The sequence below is a fragment of the Streptomyces sp. MB09-02B genome, from assembly GCF_033794485.1.
GTDB lineage: Bacteria > Actinomycetota > Actinomycetes > Streptomycetales > Streptomycetaceae > Streptomyces.
Genome location: NZ_JARGEE010000136.1, coordinates 1 through 20994, shown reverse-complemented (window position 1 = coordinate 20994; position 20994 = coordinate 1). Strand labels below are relative to the sequence as shown.

Annotated in this window: 10 protein-coding genes and 1 pseudogene; 1 reads left to right on the top strand and 10 read right to left on the bottom strand. The window is 65.7% G+C overall.

The window, feature by feature from the left end; all coding sequences use genetic code 11:
• Positions 1-1055: 1055 nt before the first annotated feature.
• Entirely contained in the window at positions 1056-1352 is a 297-nt protein-coding gene (locus tag P1P70_RS20260; RefSeq protein WP_319239769.1) for a hypothetical protein, read from the bottom strand.
• Here P1P70_RS20260 and P1P70_RS20255 point away from each other — a divergent pair.
• A pseudogene (locus P1P70_RS20255) lies at positions 1245-2351 on the top strand (tyrosine-type recombinase/integrase); the annotation flags it as partial. The gene P1P70_RS20260 and the pseudogene P1P70_RS20255 overlap by 108 nt on opposite strands.
• A 435-nt stretch (positions 2352-2786) precedes the next feature.
• Here the strand turns inward: P1P70_RS20255 and P1P70_RS20250 are convergent.
• The 9 genes from P1P70_RS20250 to P1P70_RS20210 all read right to left on the bottom strand — a co-directional run.
• Positions 2787-3938: an ISAs1 family transposase gene (locus P1P70_RS20250; RefSeq protein WP_319239767.1), complete on the bottom strand. Its 1152-nt coding sequence runs from the start codon at positions 3936-3938 to the stop codon at positions 2787-2789.
• Positions 3939-4605: 667 nt separating this feature from the next.
• On the bottom strand, positions 4606-5103 hold the full coding sequence (locus P1P70_RS20245) for a DUF4265 domain-containing protein (RefSeq protein ID WP_319239765.1): 498 nt from the start codon (positions 5101-5103) through the stop codon (positions 4606-4608).
• Positions 5104-5236: 133 nt separating this feature from the next.
• The gene (locus tag P1P70_RS20240) at positions 5237-11806 is read right to left on the bottom strand and encodes an RHS repeat-associated core domain-containing protein (RefSeq protein ID WP_319239763.1); all 6570 of its coding nucleotides are present in this window, start codon (positions 11804-11806) and stop codon (positions 5237-5239) included.
• Between the two features lie 99 nt (positions 11807-11905).
• Entirely contained in the window at positions 11906-15694 is a 3789-nt protein-coding gene (locus P1P70_RS20235) for a LamG domain-containing protein (protein ID WP_319239761.1), read from the bottom strand.
• Between the two features lie 1831 nt (positions 15695-17525).
• Positions 17526-18218 (bottom strand): hypothetical protein, encoded by a 693-nt coding sequence (locus P1P70_RS20230; RefSeq protein ID WP_319239759.1) that lies wholly within the window; start codon positions 18216-18218, stop codon positions 17526-17528.
• Positions 18211-19461, bottom strand: coding sequence for a hypothetical protein (locus P1P70_RS20225; RefSeq protein WP_319239756.1), 1251 nt, complete (start codon positions 19459-19461; stop codon positions 18211-18213). The genes P1P70_RS20230 and P1P70_RS20225 overlap by 8 nt, the downstream gene beginning before the upstream one ends.
• A complete protein-coding gene (locus P1P70_RS20220; protein WP_319239755.1) occupies positions 19458-20159 on the bottom strand; it encodes an ATP-binding cassette domain-containing protein in 702 nt (233 codons plus the stop codon). The genes P1P70_RS20225 and P1P70_RS20220 overlap by 4 nt, the downstream gene beginning before the upstream one ends.
• Before the next feature lie 160 nt (positions 20160-20319).
• Complete coding sequence (locus tag P1P70_RS20215; RefSeq protein ID WP_319239753.1) at positions 20320-20658, bottom strand: hypothetical protein; 339 nt, start codon at positions 20656-20658, stop codon at positions 20320-20322.
• 41 nt (positions 20659-20699) lie between these two features.
• Positions 20700-20994, bottom strand: a 295-nt coding sequence (locus tag P1P70_RS20210) for a transposase (protein ID WP_319239751.1), incomplete at its 5' end; no start/stop codon positions are given.

Genomic DNA, 20994 nt, shown 5'->3' with positions numbered 1-20994 from the left:
AGGGCCTCCTGCGCCGACGGCGACAACTGCCGTGCGTCCCCCACCAGTTCACTCACGCAGGGATCAACGACCCAGAACACCTACCGTTTCGGATCAATACCGGCCTGGTGACCCTCTTCCGAACTTGAGGGTTCCTGACCAGTCGGCTTCACTGAAAAGCCTTTAGCGGCCATCCCGAAATGCTCATTGACGGCTCTTAAGAGCGTCGTGTGGGCACTTGCGTATGCGAGCCGCAGTCGAACGTAGTACGGTGGAATCGGGTGCCATGACAGGACGTCGATCAGTTACTTCCGTGAACTCGTTACTCCTTGGGATTTAAGCCTCCCCTCCCGGAGGGGGTAAGCGGACGGGGAAGTCTACTATGGTTGCTGAATTCGGTTGGACCGGGTGTAAGAACTGTCTCGCCTTGTACTTCACTGGCCCTTACCGATCTCCTCCCTTCGGAGAAGCTTGGCGTCCGCCCGCAAATGGCCATTGCGTTGCTGCTGGGGCTTCAGACCCCACATCAGGCGGGCTTCTCCCTGGACCTCATGTCGGGGATGCGAAGTGGAAACTCAGGCTGAATGATCGCAATTCGGCAGGAATCGAAGGGAACTTCTGCGGTTTTAGGCGCTGCAAGTTTTGCCTGGGCGCAGTACACACAGGAGGCGCTTCGCCACTGAAAGCATGCGTAGGTCGGCGCCCGCGTCGCGAGGTTCATCCAACGCTGGGGCCAATACTCGTACAGCCTCACCACATCGTCGAGAGCGAAAATCCCCTGGAATATTGCTTCCCTACCTCATTTGACCCGCGCCATAATTACATCCCCGGATGGGCAACGTGCGGTAGATGTGGACTCATCGTCTTTTCGGGAGATGGCACATTCAACGGAAAATGTCTTAACGGAGACACGCATCATGCTACCGGCCAGGCATTCGGCGTCGAATACTGGGCCAGATAGGGGCCACGCTCACCATGCCCCTTCGCCGAAGCGGGCCGCGCCTTTGGTGCCAGGTTGAAAAGGCTCACTGACTGAGAATAGTTGCATCAGGTGCCCGGGCTTCACCCCATCGCCGTCACCGTTTGCGTGTGGCCATCTGCTCAGGCGTCGCCACGCAGCGGAACCCGGTGTCATCGTCGTGCATCATGTCGCTGGCGTCGTTGACGATGGCGGGGACTCCCCGGAACAGGGGGCTCGTGAAGGCGCTGCCGCGGAGTTCGTACCGTCCTGGCGTGGTCGGCGTCGCAAGCCATTCCCACGCGTTGCCCAGACCCGCAACGACATCGTTCCCGGCGTCGGGAAGCACCGCATCGACAAGCTCGCCCCCGAGCACCTTGAGCAGATGTACCGGGCCATGCTCGATGCCGGTCACGCGCCGTCCCACGTGGTCAAGGTGCACCGCATCCTGTCGCGGGCCCTGAAGATTGCCCACCGCCGCCGAATGATCGGCGAGAACGTCGCCACGCTGGTCGACCCGCCCAGCATCGACGAGACCGAGACGAACCCGTTCACCCGAGAAGAAGCAAAGGCGTTTCTGGAGGCGGCGGCCAAGCGGCCCACGTTCATGCGGTGGATCGTCGGGGTGGGCATGGGGTTCCGGCAAGGCGAAACCCTGGGACTGCGGTGGCCGTACGTCGACCTACAGGCAGAGCTGTTCCACCCCCGGTGGCAGCTACAGCGACTCACTTGGCGGCACGGTTGCGGTGACGCGCACGCCTGCGGGGCGCGCCTGCACCGCTTCGAGCCCTGCCCGCCGAACTGCGCCACGCACAAGGGCTATAAGCGTGGCTGCCCGAAGCCGTGCACTGCGACCTGCGTTAAGCACGCGAGCATCTGCCCCGACCGCAAGGGCGGAGGTCTGGCCTTTACCCGTCCCAAGACCAAGAAGAGCACGAACCCCGTACCGATCCCGCCCGCGTTCATCCCCTACCTGATCGCGCACAAGGGACAGCAGGACGAACTGAGGGAGGCGGCGGGCGAAGCCTGGCAGGAGCACCAGGCCGTGTTCACCCGGCCCGACGGCCGGCCCATTGACCCCCGCGACGACTGGGAGGAGTTCAAAGAACTACTGGCAGAGGCTGGCATCGGTGACCGTCGCCTCTACGACGGGAGCCGCCACACGGCGGGCACGATCCTGAATGAACTCGGTGTGGACATGCCCACGATCATGGAGATCCTTCGGCACACCCAGATCAGTCAGACCCGCCGCTACGTCAAGGGCCGCTCGCATCTCTCCAAGGACGCCATGCGCCGCATGGGAGACGCCTTCCTACCCGCCCCGGAAGCAGCGCCCGAGCCCGCGACTGAGACTAGAACTGAGACTGGGGACCGCCGCGCGGCCCGCGCTCAACGTCGCCGCCGCATCCGCTAATAGCAAAAGCCCCAGGTCACGGCGAGTGAGTCCTAGGGCTTCCACAGAGCCGCCTTCGGGATTCGAACCCGAGACCTACGCATTACGAGACCGTGAGGGATCGTGTTGCGGGGTGCCTCGTCGTGCTGCCTGGCGCTGTTCTGCCTGATCAGAGTATGTGCGGCTACTTGACCTGTACTCCCTCTTGTTACGTTGTCCAAAGGCGTCCGGCCACCGACCGGCCACCAGGATGGGCACCTCGGATAGCAAAGAGCCGGGGCACCGGGATTGTCGTCTCCTGACAGGCGGCGAGAATCCTGCGGGCACTCGTCTGCCACACCGTGCACCTGGAGACTCTGCAAGATCTGCAAGACGCGGCGCCATGATACAGCCCACCCCGGTCGCCCATGGGCTCAGGGCTGATTCAAAGTCCTGGTGATCATGTGGTGTTGCTGGTCAGGGCAGTCCGATCAGGTCCAGTGGGCGGGTGAAGGGCGTGTAGGAGAGCTCGCGCAGGCCGGCGGCGATGCTGTGGTGCCCAGCGGTGCGTAGGGCGCTGATCGCGAAGCTGCGCAGGGTGGCCATGTTCTCCGGTCCGTGCCCGGTGCGGATCTTCGAGGCGTCCTCGCCGAACGTGGTGTCTCTTACGTGGTGCACGGCCTCGATGCCCCATTGCGCGCGGGCGAGTTGGCCGATGGCCTGGGGAGATGCCGCACGCGCCGTCAGGTCGGTGATGGCGTAGAGGGTCTCGCGGGTGATCTTGCCGGTTTTGAGGTCGGTGCGATGCCGGTGGATCTTCGCGGCCTGCGCCACGTGCGGGAAGTCCAGCCCGAGACTGGTGACGGTGAGGGTGCGCACCGAGCGGGTCTCACGTCGCCCGTGCCCCGCCTCGCGGTCGTAGCGGCGGGCGGTCACCTCCTTCCACGGCAACGAACGCAACGCGGTGTGCAGCGTCGGCTGGTTCCGCTTGACCACGAGCAGGTAGTGCGCCCTCTTCGCTTCGACCAGCCACCTGGCGTGGTCACGGTGGGTGTGCAGGGCGTCGGCGGTCACCACGACACCGGTCAGGTCGAACGGGGACAGCAGCTTCGTGAAGCCGGTGACCTCGGTGGTCTTGTCCGGCACCCGTAGCTGGCTGACGGTGCGTCCGCCTTCCAGGACGGCAGAGAGCAGGTGGGCGGCCGGGCCGGTGTCCGTGCGCGAGCCGCGGGCGGTCTTGCCGTCCACGGCCAGGTGCCGGCTGCCCGTGGGGTCGCATCCGAGGAGGTCGGCAAGCCCGCCGGGACATACGAGAGTCAGGAGACGGCGGATGGTTGAGCTGGACGGTGCGCGGCGCACGCCCAGCGGGCCGGTGGCGCGCACGCCGAGGCGGGCCAGTGCATCCAGGGGCGCGTGGCGGGCCCACTGGCCCACGGCCAGATAGGAGCGAGCCCCGGCCAGCACCGCGCAGCAGGCGGTGAGCAGGACCGATGCCAGCGAATGGCGTCGTCCCCGCCGATCTCTTCGCGGATCGCGAAGAACGGCCAGTCGTTCGGCGACACCGTTCACGCCGCGCTGGGCGGCGGTGGGCGACTTGGTCAGGCAGACAGTGGCAGACTGGCGGCACATCGAAGCTCCGGACGGGCAGGGCGACTTGGGAAGGTCACCCCGTCAACCGGAGCTTCGTTGTGTTCGTGACGGACTTCCGCCGGATCGTCGCACCTCCGCGACCTGCACGTTTCCATGACCCCCAAGACTTTGAATCAGCCCTGCCCATGGGCTTGGGTTCTCATTTAGATTCGGGAACATCACCGGTGTACCGCAGAATCAGATCACGCGCCTCCATATGTCCGTAAATACTAGCCACGGACAGCGGTGACTTACCAGAAGGTGCAACGAGTCTCGGATTCGCCCCACTCTCGAGCAAAACTCGCGTCAAGGACGATTCTATCGGCTCTCCCGACTGGAGAGCTGAATCTCCTTCAAGATCGATCGCATGCACCAGAAGAGTCATACCGCAACAAATCTCGTCGGGATCGTTCCCGGCCTCAAGATGTGCGCCAATGCTTGCGCGTCACCATCCTCGAACGACACGCGATCCTGCCCACCTCCGGCTGACCACCAACCTGCAAACCGCTCCCGACGACAACATCACCCATCGGCCAGGGGGACCCGGCGCCCCCCCCGATGCGACAACCGGTCCGCCGGCCCGCCGCAGTCGGCACCGGAAAGCGAAAGGGCCCACCGACTCCGTCGGCGGACCCTCGTGAAAGATCGAGGTTAATGGTCGAAGCGCTCAATAGCGGGGACTCGACGCCTCCCAAGCGTCGCCGATGCAGGATTCCTCATAGTCCCACCAGTCGGACTCAAATCCCCGGATGAGCAACCCCTTCACTTTGGCGATATCGACCGCAGGTGGGACGTTCAGGGCGATAATCCCAAATTGCTCGATCACTTCAGATTGGACACCCAGTGCCGAGAACAGGTCAATAATCCTCTGCGGGTCTGCAGAAAATTTCCCCGATCCAAAAGGGATGATTCGCACCGTACAGTTTCCCGACCAGGACACCTTCTCCGCAGCCTCCAAGACCCCGTGGGCAACCGTGCGCGTCCTCACAATGTCGTTCAAGGAAAGGTCGCACACAAACCACGGCACACTATCAATTCGAACCAGATCGACATCCACAGGAACGGCCCACAGCCGCTCGCTGGCTACCGGCGGCCATCCTTGGTCCTGTTCGAGCGGGAACACCACTCGCACCCGATCGTTCGCTTCACCCTTGATGGTAGTCACTGCATCAGTATGCACCCAAAGAGCCCAGCAGTTGGTGCGAGGTGAGACCTAGCAACGTTCACATGACTACTACGGCCGCAGCCCGTCGCAGTAGTCAGCTCATCCACAGCAGAGATTGCGTCAGGCGCCACGATCACCCCAGCGGACCTTTGGGCGCATCGAGCCAAAATCCATTGCATGTGAAACAAGTAACACGGCCATTCCAAAGCGTCCCCGGACCGCCCAAACTTTGCGGCCATATGTGGTCGACGCGAGTCTCCCGACGATCCACAGGAACGCCCTTGCGCGATCGAGTCGCAGGAATAGTCTCGATGCGACAGTCGTCACAGAGCGTTTTCCCTCCATTTGCATCTCTATTTTTCTCGATCACCTCCCTCTTTCCTTTTGGGGTAAACTTTTTACCTGCCCTCGACATATCAGCCGTTAGATCCGTGACTACACCGTTGGGAGTCACCTGAAAACGAGTCTTCTTTCCGGCGGCGCCTACAGCAGGCACGGACAGTGACTTATTCCCACTGCCGCCAGGCCTATGAGCAAATATCGAAGCAAGAGCACTGGGAACTCGATAAGAGTCACTCGATGTGTCGTAGCCGTATCCGGCTACCCATTCATCGAATTGGGCGCCGTAGTCACATCCTGGTTCGCCGGGACCGCCACCGCCTCGACAGTCACCATCAAAGATCCATCCGCCGTATTCGGCCATGTGGGGAACATTCGAAACGATCCCGTAGAACGTCTCTCCAACGCCGGAGCAGAGTCCGGACAGGGGGCCCCAGGAACCGCAGCCATTGTCTGGGTCACCAGGGCCTGGCTTCGCCCCGCCACCACCGCTACTGGTGTGCCCGCCACTATTGGTGCTGGCCGTTCCACCACTGTTCTTCTTAGTCGTCCCTCCGGTGTTGCGTTCCCGCTCCGGGTGATATTTCGATTTCTTGGTGGGAACGCCATTGTTGCAGTGGTCAAGGATCCCCTCTTTGCATTCGTAGCTGCCGAGGCCACTCGGATCGGAAAGAGTGGCAGGGTTGTTCTCGCTGTAGCTGTAGCCGTTGAGTGACTGGTGCTTTCCAGCTTCCAGCAGCGGGTCCACGCTGATGAACTGACCGTTCTTCGGGTCGTAAGCGCGTGCCCCGATGTGCGTCAGTCCCGTGCCCGCGTCCGTCGGCTTGCCCAGGAAGGTCTTGTCGTCCGGCCAGGGGCCTGTCGCAGTGCCGCGTGAGGCGCCGAAGGGTGATGTGTACCGCTTCGTGACCGCGTACGTCGTCGCATCGAGAACGAGGCTGGACGTGCCGTGGTGGTCGGAGGCAAGGAAGCTCAACTTCGTGCCCGTGGTGCCCACGGTCGCCGTGCGGACCGCGATCGTCTGGCCGTTGGTCGAGTAGTAGCGCGTGCCGGAGAGGGTCTTCGCCGTGCCCTTGACCGTCAGGCGGACTTCCGTGCCGCCCAGGTACAGGACCGTGTCGCCGTCGCCCTTGGCGCGGCGGATCAGCAACTCGCCGTCGGCGTCGTAGAGGTAGCTGGTCTCGGCCGTGCCCTCGGTGGTCTTGGCGAGTTTGCCCTCGCCGTTCCAGAGGAGGGACTGGGTGGTTTTCGGCCCGGGGCGGGATGTGGTGTTGCCGTTCGCGTCGTAGTCGTAGGCGGCCGCCCTGGCGCCGGTCGTGTTGTCCAGGGTGTGGGGCTTGTTGTCGCCGGCCGTGCTGGTGTCGTCGTAGGTGTACGTGGTCGTGCTGTTGCCCGTGCCGGTGTGCTGGGTCTCCGTTTTGCGCTGGCCGGCTGCCGTGTACGTGTACGACGTCCAGTACGGGGCCGCGCCGTCGATGTTCGGCATCGTGCGGCCGGAGGCAGAGCAGTCGGCCGTCGTCGGGGTCCAGGACTCCGTCAGGCGGCGGTGGCCGTCGTACGTGAAGCACTGGTAGTCGGGCTTGGCTGTACCGCCTGCCGTCGACGCGTCGAAGATCGACGTGACGTTGCCCGCGTCGTCCTGGGTGAACTTCAGTTCTTGCGGCATGTAGCCGTGCACGTCGTCGGTGACGTAGGAGCGGGTCAGGCGGCGCGTGCCGGACTCGTAGTCCCAGTTCAGGTAGGCCTTCTTCGCCGAGGATGCGCCGTCCATGCCTACCGTGAGCTGACGCAGGTCACCCTGTGGGGAGAACACCGCGCCCTGCAGATAGCCGGTCGTGCCGGTCGACGCGATCTGCTGTCCGGTCGCGTTGTAGTCGTACCCGACCGACTCCGCGGGAAGACCACCGACCGCCGGCTGGGACGCCACACTGACCGTCCCGTCCAGACGGTACCCCGTCGCGAACGACAGGGTCTTCGGCACGAAGCCCTCCGCCACCAGCTCATCGTTCTCGGGGAGCAGGAGCTGGCTCTCCTTGACCTGGTACAGGGGGTCGTACGACGTGATCTTCTTCGTGTACGCCTTGCCGGGAGCGACCGATCCGCCGTCGTAGCGGACCGCCGTGTCCAGCTGTCCCTTGGCCAGCGTGTCGAAGGTCCAGGCCGCGAGCTTGTTGGCGTCGGTTTTCGTGCCCTGCCACAGGCCGGTCTTGCGGTTCAGTTCGTCGTAGCCGTAGAGGAGCTTCTTGCTCTCCTCCTCGACGTTGAAGGACGACTCGACCCGGTCGAGGCTGTCATAGACCGACTTCGCCGTTCCCTTGTCGGGATCGGTCGCGGTGATCTGGCGTCCGAACAGATCGTAGGTGTACGACCACACGGCCTTGTCCGGGCCGGTGATGGATTTCTGCTGGCCGGCGTCCGTGTAGGTGTAGTTGGTCGTCGTGTAGTCCGTGCCCGTCGGGGTCGGACCCGCGTACTCACGGCGTTCGGTCGTCTGACCGAGGGCGTTGGTGATCACCGCGGTGGCCTGGCCGCCGGGTGGGGCGGACGTGGTGACCGTGTCACCGGTGTATGTGGACTCCGTGGTCCAGCGGGTCACACCGTGGGTCTTCGTGACCGTCTTGGTGGCGCGGCCGGCGCCGTCGTACGTCGTGTCGGTCTGGATCGGGGCTTGGCTGCCCTCCGTCTGCGCCGGACTGCTTGAGGGGGCGGAGGTGTTGTCCCAGATGTCGCCCTGTGTGCTGACCGCCAGCCCGCGGCTGTCGTACCGGGTGAGAGCGATCAGGCGTCCGCCGACCGGGGTCGGGGTCTGGACCTGCCGGGTGCGCAGGAGGTTGTCGTAGAACTCGTACGTGGTGTTGTAGCCGGAGCCGTCGCCCTTCAGTGCTGCGGTCGACACCCAGGACAGGTCCGAGTTGGTGATGTTGTAGGCGTAGACATAGTTCGGCTTCTGGCTGAGGGACTTGAGACGATTGGGCAGCCAGACGCTGGTAACACGGCCGAGGCTGTCGTACTCGGATTCGGTGATCTTGTTGTTCGCGTCCGTCACCTTGAGCGGCGCACCGGTCGCGAACGACACGGCGGTGGTGGCCTTGTGGCCCTTGATGTTGGTGACGCTGCTGGAGGTCAGCGGGCCGGAATCCGTCGGGACGTAGGCCGTGTCCGTGACCAGTGCGTTGTTGGTGTCCTTGACCGTGCGGGGACGGCCGAGCGCGTCGTACGTCGTCGTCGCGACCTTCTGCCAGGTGGGGGCGTCGTCGCTGCCGTAGGACTTGGCGCGGCCTGCCCAGACCGCCTCGCCCTTCGTCGGCTCCTGCGCCGCCGACCAGGCCGTCGCGGTGGCGTCGTCGTAGACCGTGGCTGTGTCGGAGATGACGTCGCCGGGGCGGGTGGTGTCCGCCGGGAGGTCGAGGGTCGTATCCGTCGTGGCGCATGTCTTGGCGACCGTACGGTTGCGGGAGACAAGGGAGTTGATGCCGTTCTTGGCATTGCGGGCGTACCAGGTGCGGGTGCACTTCTCGTCGCCGGTGACGGCCGCGTCGCCTTCGTCCTCGGTCGTGCTGACCATGCCGAAGTCGTCGTAGGTGTACGTGATCCGATGGGCTCGGTTGACGGCGGTGCCGGTGGTCGTCACCCGGGTGCGGTCCGTCTTGCTGGCTACCCGCACCATGTACGCCTCGGTGTCGGCGTACGACTTGTGCTGGGTGGCGGTCTTCTCGGACCAGATGGTGTTGATGGTTCCGGAGACCTCGGCGGACCCGTTGTAGGTGACGCTCTCCCGGACGAAGCCGGCGTACTGATCACGGTCCGTGGCCGCGCCGGCGAGGATGCCCGTCACTGAGGCCGACTTGCGGTTGTCCGGGTGCGGTGTGTTGCTGTCCGTGCCGAGGACCCGGTCGCCGTTCATTCCCTGCATGTAGACGGTGACCGTCTTCAGCTGGGCGGTGTCGCTGGTACCCGTCAGGTGCGTGACGCGCTGGAATCCGCGCCAGAGGGACCAGGTGCGCTCCTTCTCCGGGACGAACGGGTCCTCGTTGTAGTGCCAGGCCGGCGTCGAGTACTGGTACGTGTGCTGGACCGCCTCCGTGCCCCCGTGGGGAGCCGAAGTGATCACGGACGAGACCGGGTACTTCTGGAACCAGTCGAGGATCGGAGTCTTCTCCCCGTTGGGCGACCAGTACACCGGGTAGCAGCGCTTGGTGTTCTCGTCGACCTTGGGCATCGTCTGCCCATAGACGCAGTCGCCCTCCATGTACGACACGATCGTCTCGGCGCCCGCCTCAGAGGTGATCTTCTTCAGGCGCGGCTTGTCGAAGGAGAGGATGTTGTCGTGCTGGCCGTCGACACGGTTCGGGAGCAGCGTGTGCTCGAATGTCACCGGAGGCAGCGCCAGGTCGGTCCCACGCTTGCCGGTGTGCTTGATCTCCTTCAGCCAGAGGGACTGATCGGCGGAGTCACCGGTGTCGCCCGGGTCGGGGTAGCCGTGCTGGAGCGCCCAGTTGTCGACGGCCGCGTACGCGGGTGTCGACGCCGCCGCGTTCCACGCGTACGTGGTGATGCCGGTCAGCCGCTTGCGGGTGAAGAAGGAGGGGCCGGTGTTGCCGGTGCACTTGTCGTCGCTCTTGCAGACGGCGTCGAAGGGGACGTCGGGCCAGTTGTCCCGGGTGTCCTTCGTCAGCGAGTCGCAGCCGGTACCGGAGGCGATGCAGCGCTCGGTGTAGTCGAGGACGACCTTGTTCGAGGCGGCGGGGGTGGCGGAGAACAGGGAGTCCTTGCGCTGGCCGTAGCGGATCTCCTTGAGGTAGCCGCCGCGGACGTACTCGGTGCCGGTCGTGTCGTCGCCGAGCATGTCGTAGTGGTTGGTCTCGGCCTGGTACCAGTAGCTCATCGCGTTGCCGTGCGTGTCCTCGACGTAGTCGAGGTTCCACCGCCAGGCCTGCTTCTTCTCGCGCGCCGAGAAGCCGCTGCCGCTGCTGTAACCGGGTTCACCCGAGTCGTCACCGAAGACCGGGACGGTCCAGACCGACTCCGTACGGTCACTCGCCCCCGCCCCTTCGAGCTTGTTCAGGCCGAAGACGTACTTGGTACCGTCACCCGTGACAACCGTCCAGTACTCGCCCTTGTCACCCTGCGAGGTGTCGGTCTTCGCGTCACCGTCGTCGCCGTTGTCGGCACCGACGGAGTGCGTGACCGTGGAGGCGTCGTCGTTCTTCAGACGCCACCGCTTGGTGGTGTCGTCCTTGACGAGCTCGCTCGCCTTGCCGTTCAGCACGAGGGAGGCGTTCTCGTACTTCCAGCACAGGTCGAACTTGTCGTCCTGCTCGTCATCGTCACAGGAGCCGTACTTGCGCTCGACGTAGGAGGAGGTGAGATCGAAACCCTCACCGACCTGGCTGCTCTGGTTGTTGGTGTTGGCGGTACGGCCGTCCACGGCGCCGGAGTCATACGAGATCGACAACCCCGGAGCGGGGCCGGCCGCGGCCGGCGGGGTGCGCAGCGGGTAGGACCAGGTGAACGTGCCGGCCGAACCACCCGCCTCCCAGGTCGAGGAGGACGCCAGGGGAGTCGCCTTGTAGTCGCCGCCGCCGGACTGGGTACCGGCGGCCACAGCGAGGACCATCGTCTCGGCACGGGACGCAGCCGGCTTGAACGCCAGCGTCGACGAAAGGCGCTCCTCGGCACGGTCGTTGACCGAAACCAGAGGCTTGGACGCACGGCACTTACCCGTATCGCTGTCGCTGAGCAGACACACAGGGAACTTCAACAGATTGAGACGACCGCCCCAGTCACCGCCATAGGCGGAGGCGAACGCCGAATAGTCGACGCCCAGCCGGGCCTGCCCGCCCGTCTTCGGCCCTGTGACCTTGAGCACCACACCCTTGATGCCGAGCTTCTCGGCGGTCTTCTGGCCGAGGACCTCGACCTTGACCGAATCGGCCGTGCGTGGCTGCTTCTTGCCCTTGGTGGCCTTCGGTTCGGTGAGCGAAACCGGCAGCGAACCGGGGGTGCCCTTGGCTCTGCCCGATGCGGACAACGAGAGCGTTGACGAGCCGCTGCCCGGCCAGGTGACCTTCCGTGCTCTGTCCTGACCAGCGCGCTTGGCCGCGGCACGGTTCGCGGACTCGATCTTCTCCCCCTGCGCCGCGACCTTCTTGTTGGTCTTCACCGTCCACGGGGAGACCTTGGTCGCCTTCGGGGCTTTGAGATCAGGCCTGCCGAGCGGGTCGACTTCAGCCGCGAACACGACCGGTGTCAGCAGGCCGGGCAACATGGCGAAGCCCACCACCGAGGCGATGCGCCTCGTCCAGACGCGTCTGCCGGATATGGCCGTCCCCGCTCCGGACGAGCCTGGGGCGAACTGGGTCATGACAAGTCTCCTTGCGGCGGCGGCTCCGCTGAAACGGCCGCGCGCCGTTGAAGGTCAATGGAAGAGAGCAGGGAAGCTCGCTGGGGCAGGCCGTGCGGTCTATGTGGACGGCTCGGCGATCTGGCTCTGTACCCGTTCCTTGGGCATGGCGCCTGACCACACGCGGAACTTCGCCAAGTCACCCGGCAGATAGTGGCCGGTGGTACCGCCCGCCGAACCCCGACCCACCGAGAGCGCGCCCGAACCCTGCTGAGCGGCTTCCAAGCCGTCGTCTTCCTCGCTCTGCTGGGGGAATTGACCGACGTACAACTGGGTCACCCCGAAACGCTCCGACCCGTCACCGGCGCTGAAAGACTGCGCGGCGTCAAACACTCCGGTGACGTCGACCCATGTGCCGAACTCGTGGTCGCCGACCGGCTCCTGGGCCACGGCGAGGGCACTGTCGACCACCTTTCCGGTGGAGTCGACCGCCGTCCGGCCGAACTTCCACTGGAAGACGCCGTCCGCGATCTTCTCCACCCACAGGGCCCAGGAGGACTCCTTGCCCGCCGGGGCCGCCTGTGCCGCGACCAGTCCTCGGTAGCCATCCGGCTTCGACTCCAGCAGAGCCCTGTTGAGCCGTACGCGGGCGGACACGGTAAAGGATCCGGTCTCGTCGATCACCGGTCCCGTCCGCGAGGCGTAACCTGAGGAGCCGTCGAGTACAAGCGCCGTGGCATCCTCGCCGGCCAGTTCGGCGCCGCCTGCCAGAGTCAGACCACCTCGCTGGTACGGGAACGAGGTGCTGGCGGGGTTGTCCGGGTCTTCCGGACTCTCCGCGACCTTCGTACCGGACGAGATGGTGGCGTCCCAGTGCGCGACCAGCTCATTGGTCGGCACATCGTCCATCTTCAGCTGGTGTTCCTCGCGGATCTGCTCAGGCTGCTGTGCCTCCTGCCACACCGCGACCTCGTCCACCCGTCCACGGAAGTAATCGCCGTACGCACCGCCGACCTTCGAGACACCGAACATCAGGTTCCGGTCCGCCGACCACGGCGTGTACGTCGACGCGGCGTCGGACAGCACGACCGGATCACCCTGCGGCTGTCCGTTGACGTACAGCTGGATCGTGTCGTTGGTCCTGTCAGCGTCCTTCTTCGCATCGAAGACCGCAGCCAGGTGGGTCCAGACGCGCAGCGGAGGATTGGCCTCATCGGCCACCGAGCGGATGTAGACCGGGCTGTCCTTGTCCTGATCGGTCCGGTTGAACACCCACTTCTTGTACGTGGACGAGTAGTAGAGCGTGAACGCCGACCCCCGGTCGCCGGGCGCGGACAGCACCGTCCTGTTCGCTGAGGCGTCCGTCAGGTAGGTCCACGCCGACACGGTGAAGGAGTCCTGGGTGTTGACGGCGGGTCCGTCGGTCGACGCGTAGCCGGTCTGCTTGGCCGGGTCCGTGCTGTCGTTCAACCAGAGCGAGTAGTCACCCGCGCCACGGCGTGCCATCGTCGACCAACCGGTGCCGGCCGTGTCACGCAGGACGGCCTTGTGGCGTGTTCCGACCTCGCCGGTGTCCTGGGCCTCCACCACCTTCGATCCCGGCGTGCCGTCGTCGAAGCGCCAGCGGCCCGACGGACCTGGCGGCAGTCCCACCTTGAGGACGAACTCCGCCGGTGGTCCCCAGCGCACACGGCCGTCCTTGTCCAGCTTGAGGTCGCTGGCTTCCACCGACAAGGTCTGTGTGCCGGGCAGGCCTGGGGTGATGTCCTTCCGGGTCACGGGCGCGTTTGTCGTCGCGGCATTGACCTGCTTGGTCGCACCCGCGCCCGTGGAGAGGAACCGCCAGCGGTAAGCCTTCACGTCGTTGTCGGAAGCGTTCGGCCGGAAGGTGAAGGTGCCTGCCACCCCCGGGGCTCCGTTCGGAGCACAGTTGTCGACCGTGCACTCGGTGTACGGCGTCCCGGACACGATGGTCGGCGCCTTGGGCGCGGTCGAGTCGATCCTCAGGTAACACCAGGAGGAGTACGGCGAGAACAGGTCTCCGGACCGGCCGTCATAGCTCCAGTGCGACTGGGTACGCGCACGGAATCGATAGAGACCTCCGTCCGCCCGGTTCGTCGTGGTGATATGCAGAAGATCGCCGTCCGTCGCCCACCCCTCAGCCGGTCTGTACCCGCTCCACACCTGCGACCAGGTCCCCTTGGCCGTGTCGTTGCTGGAACGCTGCATGGCGAACTCGGCCTGCAGGGCGGGTGTCGTCTCGTCCGCGCCGGGCTGAACGAGGGTCTGCACCCTCGCGTGAATCGTCGGCGCGAGCACCGTCACGGTCAGCGGGTCCGACGAAGGGCGGCACGGGCCTGTCTTGTTGCCGGTCCCGGGGATCGCGCCCACGGTGGTCGGCACACCCGGCTTGTGCACGTACCAGACCTTGAGCTCGGCGTTGTTGTCGAACCGCTTCCAAGCGCGCGGTTCGGTCTCGTCCTTGGCCCGCAGCATCAGCGTCAGCCGGGGGAACTTGCCCGCGGCGAACGCCCGCACGGTCGAGGCGAGATTCTCGTCCGCCTCAGCAGGGTTGTCGTTGAACTCGACCCATGCGTTCGGCTGTTCAGGGCTGCACAGGTCGCCACGTCCCGCGGAGACGTACCTGTCGCCCATCTGGTCGAGCTGCTTGGGGCCGGGCCAGCGGGTGCCCTCCGAGATGTTGTCCGTGCGCTCCAGGTCCACCCAGTACGGGGTGCAGTTGAACGACCAGGTCTCCTTCGCCCGGAACGTCGCGTCCAGCACATGCTTGCCGGCCAGCTTGCCGGGACCGAACTCGAAGTACATCCGGTCCGTGTAGCCGGAACCGCAGGCGTAACCGTCCGCGACACCACACCGGCCGACGCCCTTGGGCTCGGTGAACTTCCAGAACTTGTCCCCGTCCGACGACAGCTTCGTCCACTCGGAGACACCCAGCCCCACGGGCGGGTCGATGAAGACCGGGTACACCGTCTCCTGGCCGCGGAGCAGTTCCAGGTCCGGCTTCACCGAGACGGTGCCGTCCCCCACCGTCACCGGCAACTCCGCCGAGGCGTCCCCCTCACCGGGGTGGGAGAGATCCTCGACAGCGGCCTCGGCCTCGGCCTCCGAGGCAGCGCTCTTGGACAGGAGTTGGGTCTGCGGCCCGGCGGCCGCATCGTCTCCCGCCGAGTCCCACATCTGTCCCGCAGGCCCCCGGAACACCGCATTCCCGTCGGCGTCCACAGCCCGCAACCCGCCGCCTTCACCAGGCACGACACTCAGGCCGGCCCCTGTGGCCGTAAGGCTGATGTGCTCCAACTCAGCGCTGTCAGCGGCTTCGGCGGACCTCACCACGAGCACCTCGCGGTAGCCCTCGGCGGTCGCCGTCATCTGCAGGTCCACCCCGTCGACCGGCACGTTCGCGTACGTTGCCGTGGCACCGTCCAGCGTCGGCGTAGGCAGGGAGGTGGGCCAGCCCATCCTCAGCTCCTGGCCGTCACGCCCGAGGCGCAGCAGCCCTGATCCGTCACCGCCGCCCGAGAAGGCCATGTCCACCACGGCGGCTTTCGGTCCAACCGTCCCGTCGGAACGTTTTTCCAGAGTGACATCAACGTCCTGCCACGTGCCGTCCTCGGCCCGTGCGCGCTGCGGTTGTGTCGACTGAGTGAGAGTGAAGGTGCCGTCGGGGTTCGCCACGGTCGTCGTGTACTCGGTCCGCTCGGACGGCACTTCGACGGATTCGCCGGTCGCCACCGCGCGCTCCGAGGCCGACTGTTCGGTCAGCGCCACAGTCGGAGCGGCGGCCACCGCCTCACCAACGCTCGCGAGCGACACGACAGGCAACAGCGACAGCAGCGTCGCCGCAGCCGAGATCCCACCGACTGCACGATGCGAACGACCTCTTCGCATCTGAACATGGCGATGCCCCCGCCTCAACCCCACGAACCCACCCCGTAGTCACAGAACCTTCATAGATCCCGCGATCTAACGCGGCCTCAGTTCCCGACGTCAACGTGATCTGCATCACAAATTTGACTGTCGGATCACCTCTGAGCTGGGACGACAGCGGGCGATTACCGACCAGTCGGGCGAACCTTCGAACGCCACACATCTTCGCTCTCCGCACGCGAATGAAGGTCAAACGCACAGAACACGCCACTCTTCAACGACCGCTCGAGCAAACACCCCTACTGCCACAGCAGGGCCGCTCCGCCTCGATGAGCTCCTTAACCTTCAACTACCGCTCACGACAGACTGGCAACACGGCACAGCAGAAACAGGCCAAGCGTCAACTCAAATGCCGTAGCGCATTGTTACGGGTGGCGATGGTCAACTCACCCTTGCGTCGAATGCCATCGGGTGCAGATCTTGCGACAGTGCCTGGCTGGGTGAAGCAGGGCCACAACGGTGCCGCGCGAGAGGTAAAGCGACCTGCGACCGGGCCGCTTCACACCGGCGCCGAGGACTCCACGGCAAGTGTCTCCACTGTTCAGACTGCACAAGAGACGGGGCATCTGAGACAGCACCTGCAGGGCCGAGAGCGGATGCTCCCTGCACGCGCGCTGCACAAATGGCCACCGGATGGCCACCGGCGATCACTCCGAAATTCGATGCAGAAGCCCTCGGGACCATGAAGTCGCAGGTCACAGCGGCGCGCCGAAAACCGGACACAAGCTGTGAACCGGCGACCTACGCATTTCGATGCGCAGACCAGCAGTGCCCGATTCGCCGGATATCCAAGGTCAAGGAAAACAGAAAACCCCAGGTCAAATGCTCGACCTGGGGTTCACCATAGAGCCGCCTTCGGGATTCGAACCCGAGACCTACGCATTACGAGGGCTGGTGGGGGTGTGCTGACTGGTTCCGGACGCTGGCGCGCTGTCCGAAAATACCCGGTCAGAGCACGTTCACTGCGATCACCATGCCTGTCCATGACGGCTTCTGCCGCGCAGTCCGCTCACGCATCGCGCACGCAGGACACGCGACTGACCTGACTCCAATGGCAGCAACGCGGGACCGGCGCTGACCGCCGAGTTGCAAGCGGGCCGGACAGGCGGCCGTAGTGGGTGGCTCCTCACTGGCCGGTGACAGCTGTGTCCACCAGGACGACGTGCGGCTACTTCGCTGGCCGGGCCGGGTCCAGGAGGCTGCTTTACCGCGGGGGTTCTTGCCACGGGCTTGCTTCTCCAGGCCCTGGAGCTCACCGGCGTTCTCGCCGGTGCCGGCCTTCCCTTCGTCGTAGGGCATCGCGTGCCAGGTGGCGCCCCACTTCCCGTCATCACCCTCACCAGCAGGACGATGTACTCGTGGCCCTCCTAATGGCGGGGCTCGCCCCTCCAGGCGAACTCCCGCTTGCTGCCGCCCTCCCACCATAGCCGAGGAGCTCGGCCTGGTGGGTCTCCGGCGTGGACTCGGCCCCGAGCGTGGACCACAGCACCTGATCGACCTTTATCGTCGGTGCAGGAGTACGACGGAGATCGAGATCGACCTGTTCTCCCGTCGCCTGCTCGGCTACGCGACGGGAGAGCGGCACGACGCCGGCATGGTCGTGACCGCCCTACACATGGCCACGGCCACCCATGGTGGGGACATGCTGGGCGTTGCTTTCCACACAAACCGCGGCAGCGAGTATGCCTCGGAAGTCCTCCAGCGCCTGCCGCAAGCTCAGCGTTTTCCATTCCCAGGGGCGGAATCGAATCTTTTTTCGACAGCGCCGTCACCGAGGCGTTCAACAGCGTCCTCAAAGTCGAGTACGCCGGAGCAGACTCCTCAAGCGCCAGGGTGTCATCCAATACGCCATCATCCCCACAGCCAGCAGCCCCAGACTGATCCCGAGACCCAGCGGCTGTTCCACCACGGGTGAGCGAGTGAAGTCCCACCACGGGTAGCCGCCCGATCCGTCCTGGACGCTCCAGTAGCCGACGAGCAGGAGAACCAGTGCGGGCAGGATCCACCCCTGCCGCCAGCCGAGCAGGCGCCCACTGAGCAGCCCCAACCCGGTCCATCCCGGGAGAGCGCCGGCCATGACCTCCAGCACCCGGCCCTCCACGAACGCGGCGCAGACGCCCAGGAAGACGCCCAGGCTCGCGACCCACAGCGCCGTCAGCCGCAACGCCCTCCCACGGTGAAAGCGGGTGGTGCCGACCGCCTCCAGCCCCGCCATACGGCTGTGCAGGGACAGTACCGGCAGGACTCCCGCGAACATGGCGAGCATCCGCCAACTCGGAGTACCTGCGGACTGCGCACCCGACACAGTGGGCAGGGGCGCCAGCCTGTCCCCCAGCCAGGCCACGGCCAGTCCGCTGAGCAGGACCAGGAGCAGGACGCTCCCCGGCCGCCGCACGCCGCACGGCGGGTAGAAGCGCCGGCCCGAACCGGGCCGCCAGGTAGGCGGCAGCGCGTCGCCGCGCGTGCCGGCACGGCTGTCAGTCACAGTATTTCTCCAGGACGCGCCGCACCGTCGCCGTGACCCACTCGCTCTGCTCCGCCTCAGGCCGGTCGGCCATCTCTTTGCCGGTTTCCACCGCTTTCGCCATGGAATCCGTCATTCCCTCTTCCCTGTACGCCGGCTCGCCGCCACCTGCCAGCCGCTTCTCTAGCCACCGCTCCAGAGCGAGGACCGACTGGTCGTCGGCCTTCAGTTGCGCCTCGAAGCCCTTGAAGTCGTCGTCCCGGCAGGCGGCGAACGTCTCCGCGCTGATCGCCATGGTCAAACCGTCGGCCATCGCCCATACGGAACCGCTGTCCATATCGAAGTCACCGCCCCACCTGCGGTCCTCGGTGTAGACAAGGCCGAGGGAATACACCGCTTCAGGCTTGGCCAGCACCGGCGGCAGGTGCTCGGCCCGGGCCAGCACGTCCTGGGCCATCGGCTTGTACTTCGCTTCCTCGGGCCACAGGCAGATTTCGGTAGGGCCCTTGACGCAGGTCTTCGATCCGGAGCCGTGCCGCTCGTCGATGACCGGGGTGCCGGCGGCTGCCGCAGTCGCGGCGACGGCCAGGACGACAGCAACTCCTGGCAGCGGGCTGACTCGCGTGATCCTCGGGCCGTACGGCAGCCAGAGGCAGGCGACGAGCAGCAGCAGTGCAACCGCCGCGCGCATGCTTATCTCCAACAGGTCGGGCTGCAGCCGGGCCGGGCCGTTCACCACGGAAAGGTCGTTGTCGAAGGCCATGACAACGAGCAGCCAGCCGAGCGCACCGGCCGCCGGGCCCCAGCGGCTGGACAGCAGCCGCCCGATGATCCAGCCCAACCCCGTGGCCGTCAGCAGGCTCGCGACACCTAGCAGGAGGTATCCCAGGTACTGGTTGAAGCCGGGCGGCCATGAGGGCGCGGTGACCGCAAAACAGACTGCCTGCCCCACCAGGTACGGGACGAGGAAGACAGACAGGACCACGGCAATGCGTGGCAGTTCAGCCTGCGGTCCGGGCCGGGGCATCGCGCCCAGAGTCTCCGCCATCTCGGACGGACGGCGCAGGGAGGAGGTCCACGCGGCCGCAGCCGCGGCGAAGACGCCCAGGAAGAGGGTGGGCACCTGCCCCGCGGCGCCGGTGTCCCCCCACAGGCCGTGCCAATAGCCGTCGCGGGCGAGGATGAGGGTGAGATCGAGCGCGACCAGGGGGACGAGCAGCCACCGCAGCGGGGAGGCACGCAGCGCCAGAAGAAAGGAGCTCACAGTTCCCGCTCTCCTTCCGGCAGGAGTTCCATATAGGCACGCTCCAGCGGGGTGTGTCCCGCGGCACCGTCACCAGCCCGGTCCGCCATCTCGGCCACCTTGCCGTTGAAGAGGACCCGCCCACTGTGCAGGACGACGACGTGGTCGCATGCGGCGGCCACATCGTCGATCAGGTGCGTGCTCAGCAGGACGGTGGTATCGGTAAGGCCGGCGAGGATCCGGCGGAACTGCAGGCGCTGGCGCGGGTCCAGGCCCACAGTGGGCTCGTCCAGGATCACCAGGCCCGGGTCACCGACGATGGCCCACGCGATCCCAGCACGCTGTCGCATGCCACCGGAGAGCCGGGACATCCGCTCGTGCTTCCGGTTCTCCAGGTCAACCTGGCTCAGTGCCCGCTCCACGGCACGGACCCGGTGTTCGCCAGGCACCTCGCGCATCCACGCGCCGTACTCGACGAAGTCACGTACCCGCATGCCTGGATCCCATCCGAACCGCTGAGGAAGATAACCGATCCGACGGCGGATATGCCGCGCAGCCTTCTCGCCGTCGATGGTCACCCCGTCGAGAGCGATACGGCCACGCAGCGGTGGCTGCACCGTGGCCAGGGTCCGCATCAAGGTCGACTTGCCTGCGCCGTTGGGTCCAAGGAGCCCCGTCACGCCGGGGCGGAGTTCGAGGTCGAGGTCCTCGAGGACCACACGCCCTGGGTATCCCTGACGGAGGCCGGATATGTGAACGTGCATACGAGCACCTCGCCGTGGTGAGTAAGCTGGAAACGCGGCCCGTCTGCCCGCAATTGGAGTGCGGGCAGACGGGCCGCAGCTTTTCTGTTTCAGGCCGCCTGCGGCGGTGCGACGCTTACTGGTAGAACCAGGTTTGCACGCCCGTCACAGACCAGTCGCAGTCGTGGCCGTCGTACGTCGCGGTGCTGCCTCTTGCCCGCCACTGGTCCATCCAGTTGTCGGGCTCGAGGGTGCAGATGGCCTTGGACTCGTAGGTGCCGGCGTAGGCCGCACCGGGGCTGCTGCACTTCTGGTCCCAGTCGGTGTTGTACCAACGGCCAAAGCAGTTGTGCACCTTGTTACCGTCACCGGCGGCCGAAGCCTGAGGCGAGACCATGACCGCTGCCCCGCCCACTACCAGCAGTGCGGCGAGGGTGGACGCCGTCCGCTCGCGGAAGGTGGAATTCATCCGCATGAAGAAGTCCTTTCTCCTATTGATCCGAAACTCAAAGGGTTCTATTCGAGGATGTAGCGGACGTGCGGGCCGCCGAAGTAGCCGCGGACGATGTGTGGCTGGCGTTGGCGTCGGTGGAAGAATCGGCGGGTCTCGGCGGCGAGTTGGGCCTGGTCGCGGGCCCGGCTGTGCATCGGCAGGCTCCTTTTGAGGTCGGCGTTGACCAGCTCGTCGGGGTTCAGCTCCGGCGAGTACGAGGGCAGGAAGTGCAGCTCGATGCGGTCCGGGTGGTCGGCGAGCCAGGTGCGGACCTTGCGGGAGCGGTGGGCGGAGTGGCCGTCCACGACGAGGTGGACC